Annotated in this window: 22 protein-coding genes; 10 read left to right on the top strand and 12 right to left on the bottom strand. The window is 63.5% G+C overall.

Going from position 1 to position 19,729, the window contains the following annotated elements; translation table 11 throughout:
* Positions 1-78: 78 nt before the first annotated feature.
* Positions 79-450 (bottom strand): hypothetical protein, encoded by a 372-nt coding sequence (locus QKD99_RS07210; protein ID WP_347951106.1) that lies wholly within the window; start codon positions 448-450, stop codon positions 79-81.
* A gap of 33 nt (positions 451-483) precedes the next feature.
* On the opposite strand from QKD99_RS07210, the gene guaA reads away from it, so the two are divergent.
* Positions 484-2,058: a glutamine-hydrolyzing GMP synthase gene (guaA, locus tag QKD99_RS07215; protein ID WP_294165581.1), complete on the top strand. Its 1,575-nt coding sequence runs from the start codon at positions 484-486 to the stop codon at positions 2,056-2,058.
* Positions 2,059-2,123: 65 nt separating this feature from the next.
* Here the strand turns inward: guaA and QKD99_RS07220 are convergent, their stop codons facing one another.
* Both QKD99_RS07220 and QKD99_RS07225 read right to left on the bottom strand, forming a co-directional pair.
* Positions 2,124-3,161, bottom strand: a complete 1,038-nt coding sequence (locus QKD99_RS07220) for an HNH endonuclease signature motif containing protein (RefSeq protein WP_347951107.1) — start codon at positions 3,159-3,161, stop codon at positions 2,124-2,126.
* A 137-nt stretch (positions 3,162-3,298) separates the two neighbouring features.
* A complete protein-coding gene (locus QKD99_RS07225) occupies positions 3,299-3,718 on the bottom strand; it encodes a hypothetical protein (protein ID WP_294165576.1) in 420 nt (139 codons plus the stop codon).
* Positions 3,719-3,848: 130 nt separating this feature from the next.
* Here QKD99_RS07225 and QKD99_RS07230 point away from each other — a divergent pair, with 130 nt between their 5' ends.
* Both QKD99_RS07230 and QKD99_RS07235 read left to right on the top strand, forming a co-directional pair.
* Positions 3,849-4,445 (top strand): hypothetical protein, encoded by a 597-nt coding sequence (locus tag QKD99_RS07230; RefSeq protein ID WP_347951138.1) that lies wholly within the window; start codon positions 3,849-3,851, stop codon positions 4,443-4,445.
* Positions 4,442-5,965: a DNA polymerase Y family protein gene (locus QKD99_RS07235; protein ID WP_347951108.1), complete on the top strand. Its 1,524-nt coding sequence runs from the start codon at positions 4,442-4,444 to the stop codon at positions 5,963-5,965. The genes QKD99_RS07230 and QKD99_RS07235 overlap by 4 nt, the downstream gene beginning before the upstream one ends.
* On the opposite strand, the gene QKD99_RS07240 is transcribed toward QKD99_RS07235, so the two are convergent.
* Positions 5,962-6,519, bottom strand: a complete 558-nt coding sequence (locus QKD99_RS07240) for a hypothetical protein (protein ID WP_347951109.1) — start codon at positions 6,517-6,519, stop codon at positions 5,962-5,964. The two genes, QKD99_RS07235 and QKD99_RS07240, sit on opposite strands and share 4 nt — an antisense overlap.
* Positions 6,520-6,629: 110 nt before the next feature.
* On the opposite strand from QKD99_RS07240, the gene QKD99_RS07245 reads away from it, so the two are divergent.
* Positions 6,630-7,490 carry a sucrase ferredoxin gene (locus QKD99_RS07245; RefSeq protein ID WP_347951110.1) on the top strand — a complete coding sequence of 287 codons (861 nt, stop codon included), beginning with the start codon at positions 6,630-6,632 and terminating at the stop codon, positions 7,488-7,490.
* 36 nt (positions 7,491-7,526) lie between these two features.
* Here the strand turns inward: QKD99_RS07245 and QKD99_RS07250 are convergent, their stop codons facing one another.
* From QKD99_RS07250 to QKD99_RS07260, 3 genes are all read right to left on the bottom strand, one after another.
* Positions 7,527-8,207 (bottom strand): methionine ABC transporter permease, encoded by a 681-nt coding sequence (locus tag QKD99_RS07250; RefSeq protein WP_049378924.1) that lies wholly within the window; start codon positions 8,205-8,207, stop codon positions 7,527-7,529.
* Entirely contained in the window at positions 8,204-9,241 is a 1,038-nt protein-coding gene (locus tag QKD99_RS07255; RefSeq protein ID WP_005322668.1) for a methionine ABC transporter ATP-binding protein, read from the bottom strand. Before QKD99_RS07255 ends, QKD99_RS07250 begins: the two co-directional genes overlap by 4 nt.
* Positions 9,242-9,311: 70 nt before the next feature.
* Positions 9,312-10,175 (bottom strand): MetQ/NlpA family ABC transporter substrate-binding protein, encoded by an 864-nt coding sequence (locus tag QKD99_RS07260; protein WP_347951111.1) that lies wholly within the window; start codon positions 10,173-10,175, stop codon positions 9,312-9,314.
* A gap of 137 nt (positions 10,176-10,312) precedes the next feature.
* On the opposite strand from QKD99_RS07260, the gene QKD99_RS07265 reads away from it, so the two are divergent.
* Complete coding sequence (locus QKD99_RS07265; RefSeq protein ID WP_347951112.1) at positions 10,313-13,432, top strand: error-prone DNA polymerase; 3,120 nt, start codon at positions 10,313-10,315, stop codon at positions 13,430-13,432.
* On the opposite strand, the gene QKD99_RS07270 is transcribed toward QKD99_RS07265, so the two are convergent.
* Genes QKD99_RS07270 through QKD99_RS07285 form a run of 4 tightly spaced genes read right to left on the bottom strand, consistent with a single transcriptional unit; the run spans position 13,429 to position 14,991 of the window.
* Positions 13,429-13,926, bottom strand: coding sequence for a hypothetical protein (locus QKD99_RS07270; protein WP_225745927.1), 498 nt, complete (start codon positions 13,924-13,926; stop codon positions 13,429-13,431). The genes QKD99_RS07265 and QKD99_RS07270 overlap by 4 nt on opposite strands.
* Positions 13,926-14,189: a helix-turn-helix transcriptional regulator gene (locus QKD99_RS07275; protein ID WP_005322660.1), complete on the bottom strand. Its 264-nt coding sequence runs from the start codon at positions 14,187-14,189 to the stop codon at positions 13,926-13,928. Before QKD99_RS07275 ends, QKD99_RS07270 begins: the two co-directional genes overlap by 1 nt.
* Positions 14,190-14,231: 42 nt before the next feature.
* Positions 14,232-14,450: a helix-turn-helix transcriptional regulator gene (locus tag QKD99_RS07280; protein WP_255632123.1), complete on the bottom strand. Its 219-nt coding sequence runs from the start codon at positions 14,448-14,450 to the stop codon at positions 14,232-14,234.
* Positions 14,443-14,991 (bottom strand): hypothetical protein, encoded by a 549-nt coding sequence (locus QKD99_RS07285; protein ID WP_239278060.1) that lies wholly within the window; start codon positions 14,989-14,991, stop codon positions 14,443-14,445. The genes QKD99_RS07280 and QKD99_RS07285 overlap by 8 nt, the downstream gene beginning before the upstream one ends.
* Positions 14,992-15,102: 111 nt before the next feature.
* On the opposite strand from QKD99_RS07285, the gene QKD99_RS07290 reads away from it, so the two are divergent.
* The gene (locus QKD99_RS07290; protein ID WP_347951113.1) at positions 15,103-15,564 is read left to right on the top strand and encodes a PH domain-containing protein; all 462 of its coding nucleotides are present in this window, start codon (positions 15,103-15,105) and stop codon (positions 15,562-15,564) included.
* The gene (locus QKD99_RS07295) at positions 15,561-16,913 is read left to right on the top strand and encodes a PH domain-containing protein (RefSeq protein ID WP_347951114.1); all 1,353 of its coding nucleotides are present in this window, start codon (positions 15,561-15,563) and stop codon (positions 16,911-16,913) included. The genes QKD99_RS07290 and QKD99_RS07295 overlap by 4 nt, the downstream gene beginning before the upstream one ends.
* Here QKD99_RS07295 and QKD99_RS07300 read toward each other — a convergent pair.
* Entirely contained in the window at positions 16,897-17,367 is a 471-nt protein-coding gene (locus QKD99_RS07300) for a tRNA (cytidine(34)-2'-O)-methyltransferase (protein WP_005322648.1), read from the bottom strand. The two genes, QKD99_RS07295 and QKD99_RS07300, sit on opposite strands and share 17 nt — an antisense overlap.
* Before the next feature lie 23 nt (positions 17,368-17,390).
* Here QKD99_RS07300 and QKD99_RS07305 point away from each other — a divergent pair, with 23 nt between their 5' ends.
* The 3 genes from QKD99_RS07305 (at position 17,391) to QKD99_RS07315 (ending at position 19,657) form a co-directional block, all read left to right on the top strand.
* Positions 17,391-18,239: a bifunctional methylenetetrahydrofolate dehydrogenase/methenyltetrahydrofolate cyclohydrolase gene (locus QKD99_RS07305; RefSeq protein WP_150850691.1), complete on the top strand. Its 849-nt coding sequence runs from the start codon at positions 17,391-17,393 to the stop codon at positions 18,237-18,239.
* A complete protein-coding gene (locus QKD99_RS07310) occupies positions 18,236-18,550 on the top strand; it encodes a DUF3017 domain-containing protein (protein ID WP_250408787.1) in 315 nt (104 codons plus the stop codon). Before QKD99_RS07305 ends, QKD99_RS07310 begins: the two co-directional genes overlap by 4 nt.
* Positions 18,551-18,676: 126 nt before the next feature.
* A complete protein-coding gene (locus QKD99_RS07315) occupies positions 18,677-19,657 on the top strand; it encodes an HNH endonuclease signature motif containing protein (protein WP_347951115.1) in 981 nt (326 codons plus the stop codon).
* Positions 19,658-19,729 lie beyond the last annotated feature (72 nt).

A 19,729-nucleotide genomic window follows, 5' to 3' on the forward strand; every position in this document is an offset into this window, starting at 1 on the left:
CTTGGCGCAGCCGCGTTTCTTTGTCTCAGGGCTTCCTTCGCCGCCGAACAGATACCAGTTGGCGAGGTAGGAGAGTGGTTAGGAAACCAATTGCCAGCCGCCCTCACGCCTCCACGTGGTCTTGCCCGTCATCGGCCGCCATTGCCCTGCGTTGTGGACTGGGCACACACGTACTCCCGCGGGATTGAGCTCTACAACCTTTTCTTCGCCGCTCGCGCGTAGAACCACCGAATTTTGCGCTACTTCTGGATGCCCCACGCGCTCTGCCTGCTGCGTGCCGCACAATGGAACCCACTCATCCCACTCGCTTCCAAAGACTTCCGCGGCCGGAAGCGTCACCTGTTGCGGGCCTTGTTCATCCAGCGCAGACGCCACCTCGGCCGTAGTTGGGGTGGCGTCACAACCGCACAACAACAGCCCCGCGGCGAGCACAATAGTCAAGCGCTTCATAAGCTATCAGTTTAGTGGGTTAGACTATGGGGCGTGACTAAGCCAAATACTACCCCGCGCCCCGTCCTCGTTGTGGACTTTGGCGCTCAGTACGCGCAGCTTATTGCCCGTCGCGTGCGCGAGGCCAAGATTTACTCCGAGGTTGTCCCCAACTCCGCTTCTGTAGAGGAAATTAAAGCAAAGGATCCAGCCGCTCTCATTTTGTCGGGTGGACCTTCTTCCGTATATGCCGATGGCGCCCCGGCCCTCAAGCCGGAGCTACTTGAGCTCGGCATTCCGGTTTTCGGCATTTGCTACGGCTTCCAGGCCATGAACCATGCGCTTGGTGGCACTGTCTCTTCCACCGGCGAGCGTGAGTACGGCCGTACCGATATGAATGTTAAGGGCGGTGTACTTCACGAAGGCCTGGAGGCTACCCACAAAGTGTGGATGTCCCACGGCGATGCCGTATCTGCCGCTCCCGAAGGCTTTGAGGTTACTGCTACTTCGGCCGGTGCTCCCGTTGCCGCTATGGAGTGCCCAGCCAAGCAGATGGCCGGCGTGCAGTACCACCCTGAGGTGCTCCACTCGCCGCACGGCCAAGAGGTGCTTACCCGTTTCCTTACCGAGATCGCTGGCCTAGAGCAGAATTGGACGGCCGATAATATCGCCGAGCAGCTCATCGCGGATGTCCGCGCGCAGGTGGGCGAGGAAGGCCGCGCTATTTGTGGTCTGTCCGGCGGTGTAGATTCCGCTGTGGCGGCCGCACTGGTGCAGCGTGCCATTGGTGATCGCCTCACCTGTGTCTTTGTTGACCACGGCTTGCTGCGTGCCGGCGAGCGCGAGCAGGTAGAAAAGGACTTCGTTGCCTCCACCGGCGCGAAGCTGGTGACTGCGGATGAGCGCGCCGCCTTTCTAGATAAGTTGGCAGGCGTTAGCGACCCAGAAGCCAAGCGCAAGGCCATCGGTGCGGAGTTTATCCGTTCCTTTGAGCGCGCGGTTGCAGGCGTGCTTGACGACGCCCCTGCAGGCTCCACCATCGACTACCTCGTTCAGGGCACTCTGTACCCGGACGTCGTCGAGTCTGGCGGCGGCGATGGCACGGCGAATATTAAGTCTCACCACAATGTCGGCGGTCTGCCAGATGACGTGGAGTTCGAACTGGTTGAGCCGTTGCGCCTGCTGTTTAAGGACGAGGTGCGTGCCGTCGGCCGCGAGCTGGGTCTGCCGGAAGAGATCGTTAGCCGCCAGCCATTCCCAGGCCCGGGATTGGGTATCCGCATCATCGGTGAGGTAACCGAGGAGCGCTTGGAAACCCTGCGCGAGGCAGACCTCATTGCCCGCACCGAGCTGACCAATGCCGGCCTGGATGACCAGATTTGGCAGTGCCCGGTAGTACTGCTGGCCGATGTCCGCTCCGTTGGCGTGCAGGGCGACGGCCGCACTTACGGCCACCCGATCGTGCTGCGCCCAGTGTCCTCGGAGGACGCCATGACCGCGGACTGGACTCGCTTGCCGTACGAGGTGCTGGAGAAGATTTCTACCCGCATCACCAACGAGGTTAAGGACGTCAACCGCGTGGTCTTGGACTGCACCTCCAAGCCACCGGGAACCATCGAGTGGGAGTAAAACGGCATGCGTAGAAGGCGCTCAGTCTAGTGCTGAGCGCCTTTCGCTCGTTTTGGCGCCGGCGTTTACTCACGCGGGGTAAACGGTGGCCGCCACACAATGCGCCCGCCCACCCGCTCGAGGCGGCCGCGCCGAGGTGGGGCGTTGGGGTCATCGTCGTTGACACCATTATGGTAAGCGCAGCACATGACCAGGTTTTTCATATTCGTCTCCCCGCCATTGCTCCACGCCTTGAGGTGGTGAACTTGGGAGAGGTCGGCCGGTTGGTTGCAGCCCGGCCAGGCGCAGCGTGGATTTTCTGCAGCGGCCATAATGCGCTGCTTGTCATTGGCCACGCGCGCCGTGCGGTAGAGATTGACTGGACCTTCTTCGGGGTGCACGAGCGTGACGTAGCCGGTTTCTTTGTCGCCAGCAAAGCCGACGTCGTTGAGCACGCGGCGTAGATATTCGGTGCCGGTGATGGTGGCGCCATTGGTCAGATCGAGCTCGATATCATCGCCGCGGCCGTCGCGGATGCGGATGAATTTGTCTAACGGCACGATGGCATTGGTCACCACTTCTGCCCGCGCGGCCGCAGCTTGGTCAAAGAAGATCTTTTCTACCGCCTCGAGCGATTGCTTTCCGGTCGCGGCCAGCGCTGCGTTGAGATCCGCGATGAAACTAGAGGTTCCGGTGATGGCAAGCGTCCAGTAATCATTGGGGCGTCGGTAAGTGCGCACGCCTGGGCTTACGGTGTCGTCTTTCATCTCACGCAGGCGCCGTCGGGCGTGTTTAAGGATGCGGCTCATCGAGCCGGTCATCGCGCAGCATTCCGCGCGCAGCTGCCAGGCCTGCTTTTTGCTGGGCGCGCGGTTAACAATGCGCTCGAGGGCCGTAAGGGTGGCGATGGAGTGGGTGTTGCGGCGGGCGTCGGCAATAGCGCGGCGCTGCAGGCGCGTAAATTTGGTGCGGCCGAAGTAGCTTTCGCACAAAAGCAGCAGGTCGGCGGCGATGGCATCGGGCGCGCCGCGGTCCATGAGCTCGGACCCGGACATGCCTTGGCACCCGGCGATGATATCCATGCCAGGGCCCAAGGCGGTGAGGTAGGTCTCGAGTGCGTTCATGCCTGCAACGCTACGGTGCGCGCCTGCACCGGCGCAGGGCCGGCGCAATCGCTACGGCCGATTCTGTGGATAACCCGCCCTGCATACCCGCCGTGGGCCGGAAAAGCTGTGGATAACCCCGAAAAGTGTCGTATAGATTAGGCAAACGCGAGCCGGCGCGTGCCATCCACATGGGGGAAGACGAAAAAGCTCAGCCCAAAGACCACTAGCCACACCAGACCGGCGCCCCATGCGGGCAGGGCCACGATGGGCGCGAGCATCACCATAAGCCACAAGACCATAAGCGGCACGAGCTGTGCGATGGTGGGAACCAGAGTGACGTTGCGCTTGTCGGCATAAGCGCGCATCGCGCGGCGGTAGGGGTGGGCAAAGACGAGAACGAAGGCCGCCACGAGGCATACGAGCGCCCCAACCAGTGCGGCAAAGATATGCGCGCGGCTAGCCAAGAGTGCCACGGCCGCACCGATGAGGATGGACGAGCCCAAACGCACCCAAGGCGGGGTAGGAATGGGTGTGGTGTGCTCGCGCATGGCGCCGTAGGCAGCGTTGAAGTTCATGCCGCTAAGGCTACCATTCGAACATACACTTGCATGTGTCCGGGTGAGGGTTCATACTATTCGGGTGAGTCAAACGAGCGTTCGCCTAGAAAAAGCGGTGGCCGGGCTAAGTAGGTCGGACCGCGTGGCGATGCTGCGTAGCCGCATGCGCGCTATGGAGCGCGGCCCGGAAGAAGGGCTGGTAGATACGCTCCCTGGCCTGGCCCGCTTGCTTCCTGCAGGTGGGCTGGCGCGCCGGCAGGTGGTGCACTGTGCGAACTGTCCGGCGCTGGTGGTGGAGCTTATCTGCCACCTCACCGCCCGTGGCGGGCATGTAGGCGTGGTGGGGTGGCCGGATTTGCTACTCGCACAAGTGGCCGAGGAGGGTGCTATTGAACGCGTGGTAACCGTGCCGGATCCGGGCTTGGAATCCTGGATGGTGGCAGGAGTATTGGCGGAAGGGCTAGACCTTGTTGTCCACCATGGGCCGCCCGGCGAGGTGAGCCCTACCAAGGCTCGGCCGGTGCTGGCGAAGGTGCGCGGCGGGCGTGCGGCGGTACTCACGATAGGAACCCGGCTGCCCGGCACGGCGGTGGGGATAGGAGCGCGGGTGAGTGCCTATCGGGGCGTCGGCAAGGGCAGCGGGCGCATTCGCGGCGTGGACATGGACGTGGAGGTGACCTCGAAGCAGGGGGCCTCGCGCGGGGTGCTCACGGTGGGGCAGCGCCGCCGGTTGGAGGCCGTATGAGGGTAGCGGCCGTGTGGTTTCCGGATTGGCCCATCCAGGCTGCCGGCGGGCAGGGTCCTATGGTAATTGAGCGCAATCACGCGGTGGCGGTGTGCGATAGGAGGGCGCGCCGGGCGGGCGTGCGGCGCGGGATGCGCCTGCGCCAGGCCCAAGCGCTGTGCCCCGAGGCTGCAGTGGTGGAGGCCAATCCGGATCGGGATGGTGCGGCGTTTGCGGAGGTCGCGGCCGGCTTAGATGCGGTGGCGTCCTCGGTGGAGGTGTTGCGCCCGGGCCTGGCGATTGTGGATGCGGGCGCGGCTCTGCGCTACCACGGAGAGAAGGCATTAGAGATGCTTGTCGACGCCTCTTCGTACGCCGGCTTCGACTCCACCCTCGGCGTCGCCGATGAGATTGCCACGGCCGTCATCGCGGCCCGGCACCGTGGTGTGGGCGCAGTGGTGCCGGAGGGCGGCTCGCGGGAGTTTTTGGCCACCCAGCCCGTAGGTGTGCTGGCGGCCGATGAGGCCTTGGGCTTTGAGGCTGGGTTTATCGCACAGCTGGATAAGCTGGGTGTGCGACGCCTGGGCGACTTAGCCGCGCTGCCGTTTAAGCAGGTAGCTACCCGGTTTGGTGAGTCGGGCCGGCGTGCGCACGAACTGGCCCAAGCCCGTGCGGATAGGCGCGTGGCCCCAGAGCTGGCGCGTCCAGACCTGGCCGTGGAAATGGAAGAGCGCATCGAGCGCGTGGATGCGGCGGCGTTCGCGGCTCGCCAACTCGCGGCTCGGCTGCATGCCCGCTTGGAGGAGGCCGGCAAGGTGTGCCTGCGGCTGCGCGTGGTGGCGGAGTTTGACACCGGTGAGGAGCTGGCGCGGGTATGGCGCACGCAGGAAGCGCTGACGGAGCAGGCCACCGCGGACCGGGTGCGCTGGCAGCTCGATGGCTGGCTCACGCGCGCTACTGGTGAGGGCGCGGCCATCCGCCGCCTAGCGCTGGAGCCGGTGGAGGTTGCCGCCCCGTCCGCCACCGGCCTCTGGGGTGGGGAAGGCTCGCAGGAGCAGGTCAAACGCGTGATCGCCCGCGTGCAATCGCAGCTGGGGGTGGATCGTGTGCTGCAGCCGCGGGCGGTGGGCGGCCGTGGGGTGGCCGAGCGCATCGAGTACGTGCCCTATGGCGAGCAGCGTGACGCACCGCCGCGGGGCGAGTGGCCCGGCCGCATTCCCGCGCCCCTGCCTGCACGGCTGGGCGGTGGGCCGAACCACCCGGCCGCGCGCATTCGGCTTATCGACGCCGCCGAGCGACCCGTCTTCGTTACCGCCGAAGCCCTCCTCTCCAGCGTGCCGGTGGCCTTGGGCTGGGGTGCGCATCGTTTCCGTGTGCTGGGCTGGGCCGGACCCTGGCCGGTGGATACGCAGTGGTGGACCGATACTCCACAGCACGTAGCGCGCCTGCAGGTGGTGGGCCAAGCCGAGTACGAAGAGCATCAACGGGCCTGGCTCTTGGTATGGTCCGGCGGCCGCTGGCGGGTTGAGGCGACCTATTAATCGCGAATATCGACCACGAGGCGAGTGGGGTTATCGAGCACCTGCACGGAATAAGGCTTGCGAGAGGTCATGCCGATGACAAATTGGCAGCGGCCCTCGTAGGTGCCGCCATTGACCACTTGGGTGACAATTCCTTCCGTAGGGGCATCCACCACGCCGATGCGGGGATCGTCCTTGCCTGCCTCGAAGGGATAGACCACGCCGTCGATATTGACATTGAGTGCGGTCTCGCCGGAGTAATCAATGGTCTTGCCGGAGCCTTGCTGCGTAGGCGTGTCAGCGTAGTCCACAAACCAACCGGGGGTGCCGCCGCCGTCGAGTTCGAAGACGACGCGCTCGAAGCCTTCGTGCTGGCCGATGCGCACGTCGGTCACCATGAGCTCGGAGGGGGCCTGCGGCCGGAGGGTTTTCATCTCCATATTGGCCTGGCCTAGCGGATTGAGCCGGGAGTTATCCGCAGATGCAGCCATGGTGGTGCGGTCCGTCTCGTGGGCGGCGCAGCCGCTGAGAGAAGCAGCGACGAGAAGCGTTGCGGCGAGACGGACTTTCAACATGTCCCCTAGGTTATATTTTCGGCCGTGAACTGTATAGCTGAGGGGGTACTTCGTGGCCGAATTGTTGCCAAGGGTGTGAGCTGAAAAGCAGAAAGGTTAGGCTTAGGTATATGACCGAGTTCTGTTCAGATATCCAGGTAGAGCCGCTGCCAGGCACGGCAAAGAAGGAATCCGTCTATGTGCTTTTCGAGTGGCCGGGCGGATGGTCGCGAGACGTGCTTGACGGCGATACCTTTGGGCCGGAGCTCACGGCGCAGCTTAACTCCAAGCTGAAGGGCGCGGCAGGGCTGCAGCTTATTCGCCGGCCGGGCCGCGATGGCCGCCAAGTAGGCAAGATGCACCGCTGCTACCTGGTGTGGGCCGAGCAGGGCGTGATGGAACTCGTGCTGCTGACGGGCCCGGAGAAGATCCTCGATCTGGACCTGACCGGGCCTGGCCGCAATGGGGGTGGCGCTTTGGATACGCCGCTGGTGCTGGTGTGCACGCATGCGAAGCGCGATACGTGCTGTGCGGTCAAGGGCCGGCCGCTGGCCGCGGAGCTGGTGGCGGATTATCCGGATATGGTGTGGGAGACCTCGCACACGAAGGGGCACCGATTCGCGCCGTCGGTCATGCTCATGCCATGGGCCTATTCCTTTGGCCGCATGAATAAAGAAGCCGCCGCGCAAATGATTGCGGCGGCGGCGAAGGGGAAGTATTTCTACCCAGTAAATCGCGGGCGCGGTATTTTCGGCCCGCGCGGCCAGGTGGCGGAGTTGGCGGTGGCCCGCTCGCTTATCGACGCCGGCGAGGACCTCTCCTACGGCCAGCTCACTGTCACCGACGGCGGCGAGGTCAGCCACGCTGACGGCCGGCGCTGGCGCGTGGCGCTCGAGGAGCGCGAGGTAGAAGGCGTGGTCTCTTCGTGCGGCGATGTGCCGAAGAAAGACCAAGCCATCGTAGCGACCGGCGTGGAGCCGGTCGCGGGGTAGGCCGCGCGGAGCGGGGCGGCGTCGGCAAGCGGGGGGCTAGCGGCGCATGACCTTGGAGGATAGCCAGTTGCCGAAGAACTGGGCGGCCTGCACCAGCACGATGATGATGAGTGTGGCCACGACGGTGACTTCCCACTCGAAGGCGCGGTAGCCGTAGACGATGGCGAAGTCGCCCAAGCCGCCGCCGCCGACGTAGCCGGCCATGGCGGACATATCCACGATGGCGATGAACAAGAAGGTGTAGCCCAGAATCAGCGGGCCGAGGGCCTCCGGAACGATGACGGAGGTAATGATCTTCCACGGCGAGGCGCCCATGGAGCGGGCGGCCTCGATAACTCCGGGATCGATGGACACGAGGTTTTGTTCCACCACGCGGGCTACGGAGAAGGTCGCGGCGATGACCATGACGAAGGTCGCCGGGCCGCGGCCGATGGAACCGCCCATCACCATGACGGTCAGTGGCTGAGCAAAGGCCAGCAAGATGATGAACGGGATGGGGCGGACGAAGTTCACCAGCAGGTTGACTATGAAATAGACAAACCGGTTTTGCAGGATGCCGCCCGTGCGGGTGGTATAGAGCAGCATGCCCAGGCCAAGGCCGAGGATGCCGGAGATGATGAGGGTGGTCGAGACCATGATGAGGGTATCGACGATGGCCTCGGCTAGTGAAGGGCCGAGGCGGTCCCAGTTGGCTTGGGCGAGGGTGGTGACGGTCATCGTGCAATCTCCTCAATCTGGGTGGTGGTAGAAAGCGTGCGGTAGAACTCTTCGATGGCGTTATTGTCGCCGCTAAGCCGCACGGTCAGCTTGCCAAAGGAATGCTGTTGCAGCGTGGTGATACCGCCGTGCACGACGGCGATGGACACGCCGGCTTCCTTGAGGCGGGCGGCGGCGGTGAAGAAGCCGGATTCCTCGGTGAGGTTGATGGTAAACAGGCGGCCTTCGTGTGCAAGCAGGTCGTCGGTTTCGACGACGTCGGGTTCGTTGCGCAGCGAGGTGGCCACGAACTTGGCGGCCACGGAGGTCTGCGGGTTGGAGAAGACTTCGTAGACGCTGCCTTGTTCTACTACGCGGCCGTTTTCCATCACGGCGACCTTATCGGCGATGGAGCGAACGACTTCCATCTCGTGGGTAATAACGACGATGGTGATGCCGAATTCCTTGTTTACCCGGCGCAGCAGGTCGAGGACTTCCTGCGTGGTGGTGGGGTCGAGGGCGGAAGTGGCTTCGTCGGCAAGCAGCAGCGAAGGGTTGGTGGCCAGCGCACGGGCAATGCCAACGCGCTGCTTCTGGCCGCCGGAGAGCTGCTCCGGGTAGCTCTTGCCTTTGTCTCCCAGACCGACGAAGTCCAGCAGTTCTTGCACGCGCTGGGCGCGCTCCTGCTTGCCGACGCCCTGCAGCTGCAGCGGGTATTCAATATTGCCGGCCGCGGTGCGCGAGCTCATCAGGTTGAACTGCTGGAAGATCATGCCGATATTGCGGCGAATGCCACGCAGTTTCCGCTCGGACATGCCAACGATATTGGTCTCGTCGAGCAGTAGCTCGCCAGAGGATGGGGTGTCCAGGCCGTTGATCATGCGCACGAGGGTGGACTTGCCGGCGCCGGAATAACCAATGATGCCGACGATTTCGCCAGGCTCGATGGTCATGGAGACATGGTCGAGCGCCTTAATTCGCGCCTTTTTCTGCTTAAAGATCTTGGTGATCTCGCGGAACTCAATGCGGGTGCCGCGGTGGGTGGAATCTGCCACGTGTTTGCGTCCTTAGCTAGGAAAGTGCCAAACCCCGCCGGGGTCTCCGGCGGGGTAAAAGCAAGGGTGATTAGTCCAGATCTGCTTCGAGCTTATCCAGGATCTTCTGCAGATCCTCCTGGCTGCGCTCTACCTCGACGGAGGTGCCGGCGGAGTCTTCGTCAACGCCCTCCTGGACGGCGTCGCTGTGCCATAGCTCGGCGAGCTTCTTGATGTCCTCGTTATCGGCGTCTTCCTCGCGGACGGCGAAGACGTTGATGTACGGCTCTGCCTCTTCAGAGTTTGGGTCGTCCTGGAAGATGGCGGTGGCTGGGTCGATGCCGGCGCGCTCCAGGAAGGAGTTATTGATAATCGCCGGGGTGGCCTCGCCGTGTGCGGACGTGGTCTGTGCCGCGTCTACCGGGGTGACCTTGACCTTGGACTTCTTCTCATCGATGTCCAGTGGGGTGGGCTCCAGGTTGTCCTTGTCCTTCAGGGTGAGAAGGCCGGCCTGAACCAGCACGTTGATGGCGCGAGCCTGGTTGGTGGAGTCATTCGGGATGGCGACCTCTTCGCCCTCGATGCCGTCGAGGGAGTCGTGGTCCTTCCAGAACAGTGCCAGCGGCACGATCTCGGTAGCCACGATAGGCACCAGGTTGGTGCCGTTGCCGTGGTTATACTCCGCCAAGAACTTCAGGTGCTGGAAGTTATTGGTGTCCAGCTCGCCCTGGTCCAGAGCCTGGTTCGGGGTGTTGTAATCCGCGAAAGGCTGGATATCGATGTCATAGCCTGCGTTCTTTGCTTCCTGCTCGAACGCTACCCAAGCCTTCTTTGCGTCATCGGTGGTGCCGACTTTGATGGCCTTGGAGTCATCGGAGTCGGAAGAGCATGCCACCAGGCTGGTGGCGGCGATGGTTACGGCGGCGGTAGCAGCCACTACGCGACGGATCTGCATGGGGAATCCCCTTCTTGTAGGAGTTGAAATAATTTGCTTGTTTAGCAACTTAGCAATCAGCGAACCGCTTTGTCTATTGTGGGCATCACGTCCCACCGGCTTGTCTAGAACAATAATTCGATATTACGCTGTGTGGGGTGGAATTTAATGGTGGAAGGGCGCTGTCGTGGTCGCGGGTGGAGCGCATCCTCTCTGGCCGCGAATCTACTGCGCCCGTGCCGGTGGATCACCTTCCCGGACCAACTGCTCCGGCCCAGCGCGGCCAGTCTGCCGTGCCCTTTGCGGAGCTGCACGCGGTAAGTTCCTATAGCTTTCTCGACGGCGCCGCCGAGCCGGAAGAGTTGGTGAATCGGGCCGTGGAGCTGGGGCTTGAGGGGTTGGCCATCGTGGACCGCGATGGTTTTTATGGACTCATGAAATTTGCCGAAGCCGCTGCTAAAGCAGGGCTTCCGGCCGTATATGGCGCGGAGCTATCGCTCGCGGAGGCCCCAGTGACCGTGCTGGCGCGCACCCCGGAGGGCTATCGCCGCCTGTCGCGACTCATCGCGCGCGCCCGGATGGAGGCGGGGGAGAAGGATCGCGTGGCTTATCCGTCCTTGGATGAGGTGGCGCGCGAACTGGAAGGGGAGTGCTTCTTTCTGGTGGGGTCGGAGGCGCTAGCAGAAATCGATAACCTGCTCGAAAGAATAAAAATAGACAGCATAGTTCTCGAATATTCGTGCAGCATGTCCCCCGAGGATGCGGATCAGCACCGTTTCCTCGATAAATACAATAACCTGCGGGCCATCGCAACCGCACGGCCCGCGGCCGCGACCCGCGACCAAGCTCGGCTCGCCGCCGCCAAGCGTGCCCTAGCCCGGCGCGAATCCCTTGCGGCCGCCGCGCCGCACGCCCACCCCATGGGTGCTGGCTGGCTGCGATCCGGCGAGCAGATGGCGCAACTCTTGCCGGATCGGCCGGAGCTCATCGCCGAAACCGTGGCGCTCGCCCGAGAGTGTTCCTTTACCTGGGACGCGCTCGCTCCCAACCTGCCGCATTTTCCGGTGCCGGAGGGGTATACCGAAATGAGCTGGCTGGAGCATGAGGTCTGGCGCCGCGCCAAGGACCGCTATGCTTCGCGCCCGGCCGAGATCAGGCAGGCGGCAAGGAAACAGATTCGGCATGAGCTGGGCGTCATCAAGCAGCTGGGCTTCCCCGGCTACTTCCTGATCGTGTGCGACCTGGTGGACTTTTGCCGCCGCGAGAATATTCTGTGCCAAGGTCGCGGCTCGGCCGCCAACTCCGCGGTGTGCTTTGCGCTGGGCATTACCAACGCCGAGCCCATCTCCGCGCAGCTGCTTTTCGAGCGCTTTCTCTCCCCGGACCGCGATGGCCCGCCCGATATTGATATCGATATCGAGTCCAGCCGCCGCGAGGAAGTCATCCAGTATGTCTACCGCACCCACGGCCGCGATCGTGCCGCGCAGGTGGCCAATGTCATTACCTATCGCCGCAAGGGAGCTACCCGCGATGCGGCCCGCGCGTTGGGCTACCCGCAGGGCTCGGCCGATGCGTGGTCGAAAGGTACCTCCGAGCCGCCTGCCGACGTCTCCTCTTTAGCCGAGCAATTCCTCGGCCAACCCCGTCACCTAGGCATCCACTCCGGTGGCATGGTGCTATGTGACCGGCCCATTGCAGACGTCGTTCCTATGGAATGGGCGCGCATGGAAAATCGCTCCGTGCTCCAGTGGGATAAGGACGATTGCGCGGCCGCCGGCCTGGTGAAATTCGACCTCTTGGGCCTCGGCATGCTGGAGGCGCTGCATCATATGATCGATGCCGTGCGCGCCACCACCGGCCGCGAGGTGCACCTCTGGGAGCTCGACCTTGCCGAGCCGGAGGTCTATGACATGCTCTGCCGCGCCGATGCGGTGGGCGTCTTCCAAGTGGAATCCCGCGCACAGCTAGCCACGCTGCCGCGTCTGAAGCCGCGCCGCTTCTTTGACCTGGTGGTCGAGGTCGCGCTCATTCGCCCCGGTCCTATCCAGGGCGGGTCCGTGCACCCCTACCTGCGCCGCCGCGATGGCCTTGAGGAGGTGACCTATGACCATCCGGTGCTGGAAAAATCCCTGGGCAAGACGTTAGGCATTCCGCTCTTCCAGGAACAGCTGATGCAGATCGCGGTCGACGCCGCCGGCTTCTCCGGTGCCGAGGCCGATGACCTGCGCCGCGCCATGGGCTCGAAGCGCTCCCCGGAAAAGATGGCCGCGCTGCGCAGCCGCTTCTTTGCCGGCCTGCGCGAGACCAACGGTATCGAGGGTGAGGTAGCGGATAAGCTTTGGGCAAAAATCGTGGCCTTCGCCGCCTATGGCTTCCCGGAATCCCACTCGCAGTCCTTTGCCTCGCTGGTGTATTTTTCCGCGTGGTTTAAGTACCACTACCCGGCGGAATTCTGCGTGGGGTTGCTGCGCGCGCAGCCGATGGGGTTCTATTCCCCGCAGTCGCTCATCCAGGATGCTCGGCGCCACGGCGTGCAGGTGCTGCCGGTAAGCATTAATGACTCCGGCGCCCAGGCCCGCGCGACGGGCTCGGCCGAGATTCGCTTGGGCCTTAACCTCATCAAGGGGCTGGGGGAGTCTGCTGCCGAGCGCGTGGAGGCGGCCGCGCCTTTTACTAGCGTGTCTGATCTTTCGCGCCGGGCGGATCTCAGCGTGGAGCAGGTGGAGGCGCTGGCTACGGCCGGGGCGCTGGAGTGCCTGGGGCTGGATCGTCGCCAAGCGCTGTGGCAGGCCGGCGTCGCCGCCACCGAGCGTGAGGGCATGCTGCCCGGTACATCCGCCCTGGCCTCGCCGCACCTGCCCGGCATGTCCGCGTTTGAGCTCATGGCTACCGACGTCGCCGCCACCGGCGTGACCCATAACCAGCAGCCGATGGAGCTGGTGCGTGCCTCGCTTGCCGACGTCCTCCCTGCCTCCCGGCTCCCCCATGTCCCCGATGGCACCCGCGTGCGCATCGCCGGCATTATTACTCACCGCCAGCGCCCGCGCACTGCTTCTGGTCTGACCTTTTTGGGGGTCGAGGATGAAACCGGCCTGATGAACGTGATGGTCTCACCCGGATTGTGGTCGCGACATAAGGTGCTGGCCCGCACCGCCCGCGCGATGATCATCCGTGGCATTGTGCAAAATGCCACCGGCGCGGTCAGCGTGGTCGCAGATAAGCTCGAGCCGCTGGACTTTGGTGAATTCCTCTCCCGCGGCTCCCGTGACTTCCGCTAGTTGCCGCCGCTGCGCAGCTCGTCCGCGTTGAGCTTATTGGCCAATTCCTTGGCTACCGCAAACGGAATCCACAGCAGCTGGATATAGATGAGCTTGGCAAAGAAGATGGCGATATTAGCCCCCGAGGTCGCTTCCTCCACCGCAACCTGCTCCGCGCCGGAGAAGCGCAGCCCAAATGCGGTGGCGCCGGCGACGAGGAAGAGCACTATGGCCGTGGCCAATGCGGTTTTCAGGCCTTTGTCGCGGGCGTCGGTATGCAGGCGCAGCTCGTACTCATCCATCTCCGTAGTGGGAACGTCGAGGTGCCGAATGGACTGGCGCAGCCACGTGGTGCACGTGGTCGCCGCAATGCCAGCTATCGGCCACAGCAGATTAGACAAGCCAAGCGCGAAAAAGTGCAGGGCCGCCGCCACGATGGCCAGGCCGAGAAAAATATCGCCGGCTAGGATCAAGCGCTTGCGGCGGGAAACAGAGGCGGGAATTGTGGTAGCCATTAGGAATTCTTCCTATAGATTTCAGTGGACATAGGGGCAAATTCCTGGCGGGAAAAGATAGCCTCCACCGGAAGGTCAAAGACCTCGCAGACGCGGAAGGCTAGGTCCAGGCTGGGGGAGTGGTCCCCGCGCTCGAGGGCTCCGACGGTCTGGGGGTTAACATCGATGGCCTCAGCCAGCTGCGCGCGCGACATGTCCCGCTCGGCGCGCAGCACGCGTACCCGGTTATAAATGGGTGCGGAAGGCTTCTTCTTTGGGGACATAAGTCAAAGTATTGCATAAACCCAACGTCCTGGCAAGGGTTGCTATTCGACGCCGAAAATGTCGCCCGGCTGGCAGTCCAGCGCCGCACACAGCGCCGCGAGAGTGCTAAAGCGTACGGCTTTGGCGCGATTATTCTTGAGGACAGAGAGGTTGACTGGGGTGATGCCTACTTCTTTAGCGAGTGCCGCTCCGGTTATGCCGCGCTCTTCCATTATTTGGTCGAGGTGGCAGACTACCTGGGGTCCTTGTGGCTCAGACAAGTCCTTCGACCTCCTCTTCTAGCTTGCAGCCGCGCTTGATGGCGGCTGAGAAGAGCTGTAGGGCGCAGACAAAGAGGTAGAGCAGTGTGAGCTCGCCAAATGACGTTCCGCTCTGGCTGGACCACCAGTCGATCCCTAGCTGTGAGGAAGCCCAGTTATTGCCCATACCTTCGAGCGGGAAGCGTCCGATAAACCAGATTAGGATTCCGATGGTCATTCCATTGAGAAAGCGAATATTTTTCGTAGTGAAGACCTGCCCGCGAAGCATGGGCTTGACCAAGCGGTAGGTAAAGAACGCGATGATCAAAATGGCCGCAATCTTAACGACGAGCGCTGCGGTGAGCATCCAGAATGGTCCGCCGTCGAGGTTGTGTTTGCTTAGGCCTTCCGGGATGGCCGCACTCAGTGCGGTGGAAAAGCGTCCGGTGGCAAGGTCGCGCAGATAGGTGGGGCCCAGGATGATGATGGTAAAGAGGCTGATGGTGGCCGCTGTGTTAATTTCGCGGCGCTCGGCCTTGGAGGTGGGTTGTGGGGTGGTCATGACAATCCTTTCCGCCGATTGTTTATCGACTCTCGATGTTGTCGTAATTCGATAATATCGATTAACGATAAGTGACGCAAGGGTATGGCCCGATTGATACTGTCAATAACTATGAGCGAAGAAATGAATCCCGTCTCGCCACGCCTGGTGACCTCGCGCTATATTCACCACCTGAGCTGGATGATCGTCCTCGCCTCGGCCGCCGGTGCGGCAGGTTTCTGGTGGACCCCGTGGTTCTACTGGGCGGCCGGCGTCTTCGTCGCCCTATTCTTCTGGCTGCTCTGGCTCATCCCCGCCCAGGTGCGCAACATGGGCTGGCTCGAGACCGACGATGAGCTGCTTATCACTCGCGGCAAGCTCTGGCATTCCTTCACCGTGGTGCCTTACGGCCGCATCCAATTCGTCGACGTGACCTCCGGGCCCATCGACCGCGCCCTTGGGCTGAAAAAGCTGCAGCTCCACACGGCCTCGGCCAGCACGGACGCCACCATCAAGGGCCTAGAAGCCCCGCTTGCCGACGCCCTCCGCACCCGCCTTGCCCACCAAGCCCGCGAACGGATGAGCGGCCTATGAGCACCCAGCCAAGTTTCCGCCGCGTCCACCGACTTACCCCGCTGCTGCGCCTGTGGTCAGTGATCCTGGCTCTCATCGCGGCCTTCGCCCTCAACGTCAACCTGGAGGCCTTGCGCGATATCTTCGCCTTCATCACGGGCGAGCACCGCGGCGAGGCCCTGCGCGATACCGCCCTTGCGCTCGCCGGGTTCGTTGCGGTCTGCGCGGTCGTGTGGCTCGCCTCCGGCCTGTGGTGGCGCCGCATGGGCTACCAGCTCGGCGCGGACGAGCTATCCCTGCGCCGCGGACTCTTTTCCACCCAACTGCGCACCGCGCGCTATGACCGCACCCAGGCCGTCGACGTCGTCGAGCCTGTCATCGCTCGCCTTTTCCGGCTAGCGGCCGTCCGTGTAGAAACAGCCGGCGGCCAATCATCAGTCATCGAAATCGCCTACCTCAAAAAGGCCGACGCCGAAGCCCTGCGCGAGGACATCCTCGCCCGCGTCCACGGCGCACCCGCACCGGCCGCGGACACTGACATCGACGCAACCGCAGCCGACTTGACCAGCGCCCCAACACCCGCCCCGCCGGCCGAAGAACCGACCCTCGTGCCCGAAATTCCGATCGCCCGTTCCCTTGTGGCGGCCGCGCTGCGCACCTCCACGCTTTTCCTCGTCGGCTTCCTTATCCTCGTTGTGGTTACGCGGCTGCCGCTCTCGGCCGCGCTGCCCATCCTCGTCGGCGCGCTGCCCAACGCCTGGAACGTGCTCGATTCTTCCTGGCGTTATACCGCCCGCACCGACGGCGAGGTACTCAATATCACCTACGGCCTGGCCGATCGCCGCCGCCAAAGCATCCGCCTCGACCGCATCCACGCCGTACAAATTACTCAGCCCTTCCTCTGGCGGCCGCTGGGCTGGTACGAGGTGAGGGTTTCGGTGGCGGGATATGGGGCGTCGGCAAGCGGCAAGGCTTCTGGCTCCACCCGCATCCTGCCGGTGGGCACCCTCGCCCAAGCTCGGCAATTCCTCCCGGCCGACGCCGCCCCCACCTACGCCTCGCCGGCCCGCGCCAAGTGGGTCTCCCCGCTGGACTACCGCCAGCAAACCGTCGCGCTCATCGGCGACTACGTCATCGTGCGCAACGGCCGGCTCAACCGCCGGGTCAAGGCCATCCACGCCTCCCATATCCAGGAGCTCACCTACCGCCGCGGGCCGATTTCCCAGGCGCTCGGCCTAGCCACCGTCGACCTCGACCTAGTCCAGGGGCCCGTGCGCATGGCCGCGCGCAACCTCACGCTTGCCGACGCCACCGCACTCCTTGCCCGCCTGCGCTCCCGCCAGCTGCCAGGGCTTAAACCGCCCCGTTAAATCCCAGCTGGCGCCACGCCTCGAATACGGCCGTCGACGCCGAATTCGACAGGTTCATCGAGCGCCTAGCCGGCACCATCGGAATGCGCACGCGATCCGTCACGCGCGGATGGTTAATATGCTCCTCCGGCAGGCCAGTCGGCTCCGTGCCGAAGAGCAAGACATCGCCCTCCTGGTATTCGATATCCGTAAACCACTTATCCGTATGCGTGGTAAACGCGAAGACGCGCGCCCCCGGCAGCGCGTCCATGCAGGCCTGAAAATCCTTGTGAATCTGCACATCGGCCAGATCGTGATAATCCAGTCCGGCGCGCTTTAAGTGCTTATCGTCGAAATTAAAGCCCAGCGGCTCAATCAGGTGCAGGCTCGCGCCCGTCACCGCGGCCGTACGGATGGCGTTGCCCGTATTAGTAGGAATGACCGGGTTATCAAAGACAATGTGCAGCTGGCTCATGCCTTCAGTCTAGGATGGTGGCTATGAGCGCTACCAAACTAGATGGCACACTGTACCGCGACGAGATTTTCGCCGACCTCGCCCAGCGCGTGGCCGCGCTGAAGGACAAGGGGATTACGCCCGGCCTCGCCACTGTTCTTGTGGGCGAGGACCCCGGTTCCCAGTCCTATGTGAAGATGAAGCACCGCGACTGCGAAAAGCTCGGCATCAATTCCATCCGCAAGGACCTGCCGGCCGATATCACGCAGGAAGAACTCGAGGCCGTCATCGATGAGCTCAACGCCGATGACGCCTGCACCGGCTACATCGTCCAGCTCCCGCTGCCGAAGCACCTGGATGAAAACGCCATCCTCGAGCGCATCGACCCCGAAAAGGATGCCGACGGCCTGCACCCCGTCAACCTGGGCAAGCTCGTGCTCAACGAGGATGCACCCCTGCCCTGCACCCCGAACGGCTGCCTGCACCTGCTGCGCCGCTTCGGCGTTGAACTTGACGGCGCCAAAACCGTGGTCATCGGCCGCGGCGTGACCGTGGGTCGCCCTATTGGCCTGATGCTTACCCGCCGCAGCGAGAACTCCACCGTCACCCTGTGCCACACCGGCACCAAGGACCTGGCCGCCGAGACCCGCGAGGCCGATATCGTCATCGCCGCCGCCGGCCAGCCCCACATGCTCACCGCGGACATGATTAAGGAAGGCGCCGCGCTTCTCGACGTCGGAGTCTCCCGCGTCGACGGCAAGCTCACCGGCGACATCCACCCAGACTGCTGGGACAAGGCCGGATTCGTCTCGCCGAACCCGGGCGGCGTCGGCCCGCTGACCCGCGCCTTCTTGGTGCGCAATATCGTCGAGCGCGCGGAAAAGTTGGCGTGAATCTAGACAATCCGCACGACGCCGGCCTCGCGCCCTCCCCGCTGCCGCCCGCCGCGCAGTGGGCAGCCATCGGCATCTTCGTGGCCGGCGTGGTCGTCTCTGGCGGCTACGCGGCATTCGAGTACTGGCGCCGGGCCACATTCCTCCTTGGCCTCGCCCTGCTGTGGCTCACCGTGGTTCGCCTTACCTGCGATTCCAGCCGCGTCGGCGTGCTGGCCGTGCGCTCGCGCCGCTTTGATGCCTGCTTTACCGGCCTGCTCGGCGCCGTGATGGCCTTCCTGGCCTTTTCGGTGGACTCGCTCGGCAGCTAGTTGTCCACAGGCTTTTTGTAGAACCATCACCCATCTCGGTCCTAAAAGGTGTAGTTCCGGCGGTTATCCACAGGCCAGCGCCCGCCACCGCGCGTCGGGTTACGCGGCCCGCTTAGGCTCAGGGCCATGATTTCGACCTACCTGACAGCCGTGAACTCCCCGATGGTGCTCATCGAGGAGTGTGCTGGGCTGTCGGTAGAAGAGCTCGTCGATAAGGGCTTTAGCGATCGCGAGGCCGCCGAGTTCGCCCGCCTTGCCGATACCTACTTCGGCCGCACCTCCTTTCGCGCCAAACAACGCGCCGCCCGCCGCACCACGCTGCCGCTCGACGCGCTAAAAATCATCGAGCACTACGCCCAGAAGATGAAAACTCAGCGTGCGGCCTGGGCGCTGCGCGAGGAACTCTGCGCCCTGCGCGTTGCTACCAGCGAGATTGAAAAGCGCGCCCGTCGCCTTGTGCGCGAAGAACGTACCACCAAGCGCTCTGAGGGCGTGCGCCTAACCCGCCGCCGCGACGACCTGTGGACGCTGACCATTACCGCCGAGTCCGAACTGGTGGCAGAGATTAACAACCATGTCTCCACCGTCGCCGATGCTCGCCGCGTCTTTGCTCAGGGTGCCGCCGCCTCCACAATCACCACCAATGTGGTGCTCACCCTCAATGAGATGGTCAAGGTCATCCACGGCGAGGACGTCACCCTGCAGCTGACCAATGGCGCACAGATTTCTGGTGCGGACCTTGCCCGTCGCGCGCTTGCCGACGTCGGCCTTATCACCTTCATCCACCCCGTCACCGGCCCCGTAAACCTTTATCAATCGCGGCGCCGGGCTACGTGGAAGCAACGCCAGATGGCAATGGCGGAAAATCCTGTATGTCCGTGGCCCGATTGCCATACGCCGGCGGATGACTGCCAAGTCCACCACCTCACCCCGTGGCTGCTCGGCGGGGACACGAATCCCGAGAACCTCACCATGGCCTGCAAGTATCACAACGGGGTCAATGATGATGACCCCAATGCGCCGCCGCGCCGCGGTCGGCTCGAGCGCCGCCCCGGCGAAGGTATCGTCTGGCGCCCGCCCTGGGCCTCACCGCCCGAAGACGGCTGAGCCCCGTCCCGTCTCTGCTCGCCACGACTGGCCATAGGACCAGCGCAGCGTGCCGCACCGCTTATAGCTAGT

The organism is Corynebacterium sp. c3Ub_189 (assembly GCF_039907195.1).
GTDB lineage: Bacteria > Actinomycetota > Actinomycetes > Mycobacteriales > Mycobacteriaceae > Corynebacterium.

Coding starts and splice junctions, on each gene's coding strand:
- QKD99_RS07210 (WP_347951106.1), bottom strand. CDS start 450: ATGAAGCGCTTGACTATTGTGCTCGCCGCGGGGCTGTTGTTGTGCGGT.
- QKD99_RS07220 (WP_347951107.1), bottom strand. CDS start 3,161: ATGAACGCACTCGAGACCTACCTCACCGCCTTGGGCCCTGGCATGGAT.
- QKD99_RS07225 (WP_294165576.1), bottom strand. CDS start 3,718: ATGAACTTCAACGCTGCCTACGGCGCCATGCGCGAGCACACCACACCC.
- QKD99_RS07230 (WP_347951138.1), top strand. CDS start 3,849: ATGCTGCGTAGCCGCATGCGCGCTATGGAGCGCGGCCCGGAAGAAGGG.
- QKD99_RS07235 (WP_347951108.1), top strand. CDS start 4,442: ATGAGGGTAGCGGCCGTGTGGTTTCCGGATTGGCCCATCCAGGCTGCC.
- QKD99_RS07240 (WP_347951109.1), bottom strand. CDS start 6,519: ATGTTGAAAGTCCGTCTCGCCGCAACGCTTCTCGTCGCTGCTTCTCTC.
- QKD99_RS07245 (WP_347951110.1), top strand. CDS start 6,630: ATGACCGAGTTCTGTTCAGATATCCAGGTAGAGCCGCTGCCAGGCACG.
- QKD99_RS07250 (WP_049378924.1), bottom strand. CDS start 8,207: ATGACCGTCACCACCCTCGCCCAAGCCAACTGGGACCGCCTCGGCCCT.
- QKD99_RS07260 (WP_347951111.1), bottom strand. CDS start 10,175: ATGCAGATCCGTCGCGTAGTGGCTGCTACCGCCGCCGTAACCATCGCC.
- QKD99_RS07270 (WP_225745927.1), bottom strand. CDS start 13,926: ATGGCTACCACAATTCCCGCCTCTGTTTCCCGCCGCAAGCGCTTGATC.
- QKD99_RS07275 (WP_005322660.1), bottom strand. CDS start 14,189: ATGTCCCCAAAGAAGAAGCCTTCCGCACCCATTTATAACCGGGTACGC.
- QKD99_RS07285 (WP_239278060.1), bottom strand. CDS start 14,991: ATGACCACCCCACAACCCACCTCCAAGGCCGAGCGCCGCGAAATTAAC.
- QKD99_RS07290 (WP_347951113.1), top strand. CDS start 15,103: ATGAGCGAAGAAATGAATCCCGTCTCGCCACGCCTGGTGACCTCGCGC.
- QKD99_RS07295 (WP_347951114.1), top strand. CDS start 15,561: ATGAGCACCCAGCCAAGTTTCCGCCGCGTCCACCGACTTACCCCGCTG.
- QKD99_RS07300 (WP_005322648.1), bottom strand. CDS start 17,367: ATGAGCCAGCTGCACATTGTCTTTGATAACCCGGTCATTCCTACTAAT.
- QKD99_RS07305 (WP_150850691.1), top strand. CDS start 17,391: ATGAGCGCTACCAAACTAGATGGCACACTGTACCGCGACGAGATTTTC.
- QKD99_RS07315 (WP_347951115.1), top strand. CDS start 18,677: ATGATTTCGACCTACCTGACAGCCGTGAACTCCCCGATGGTGCTCATC.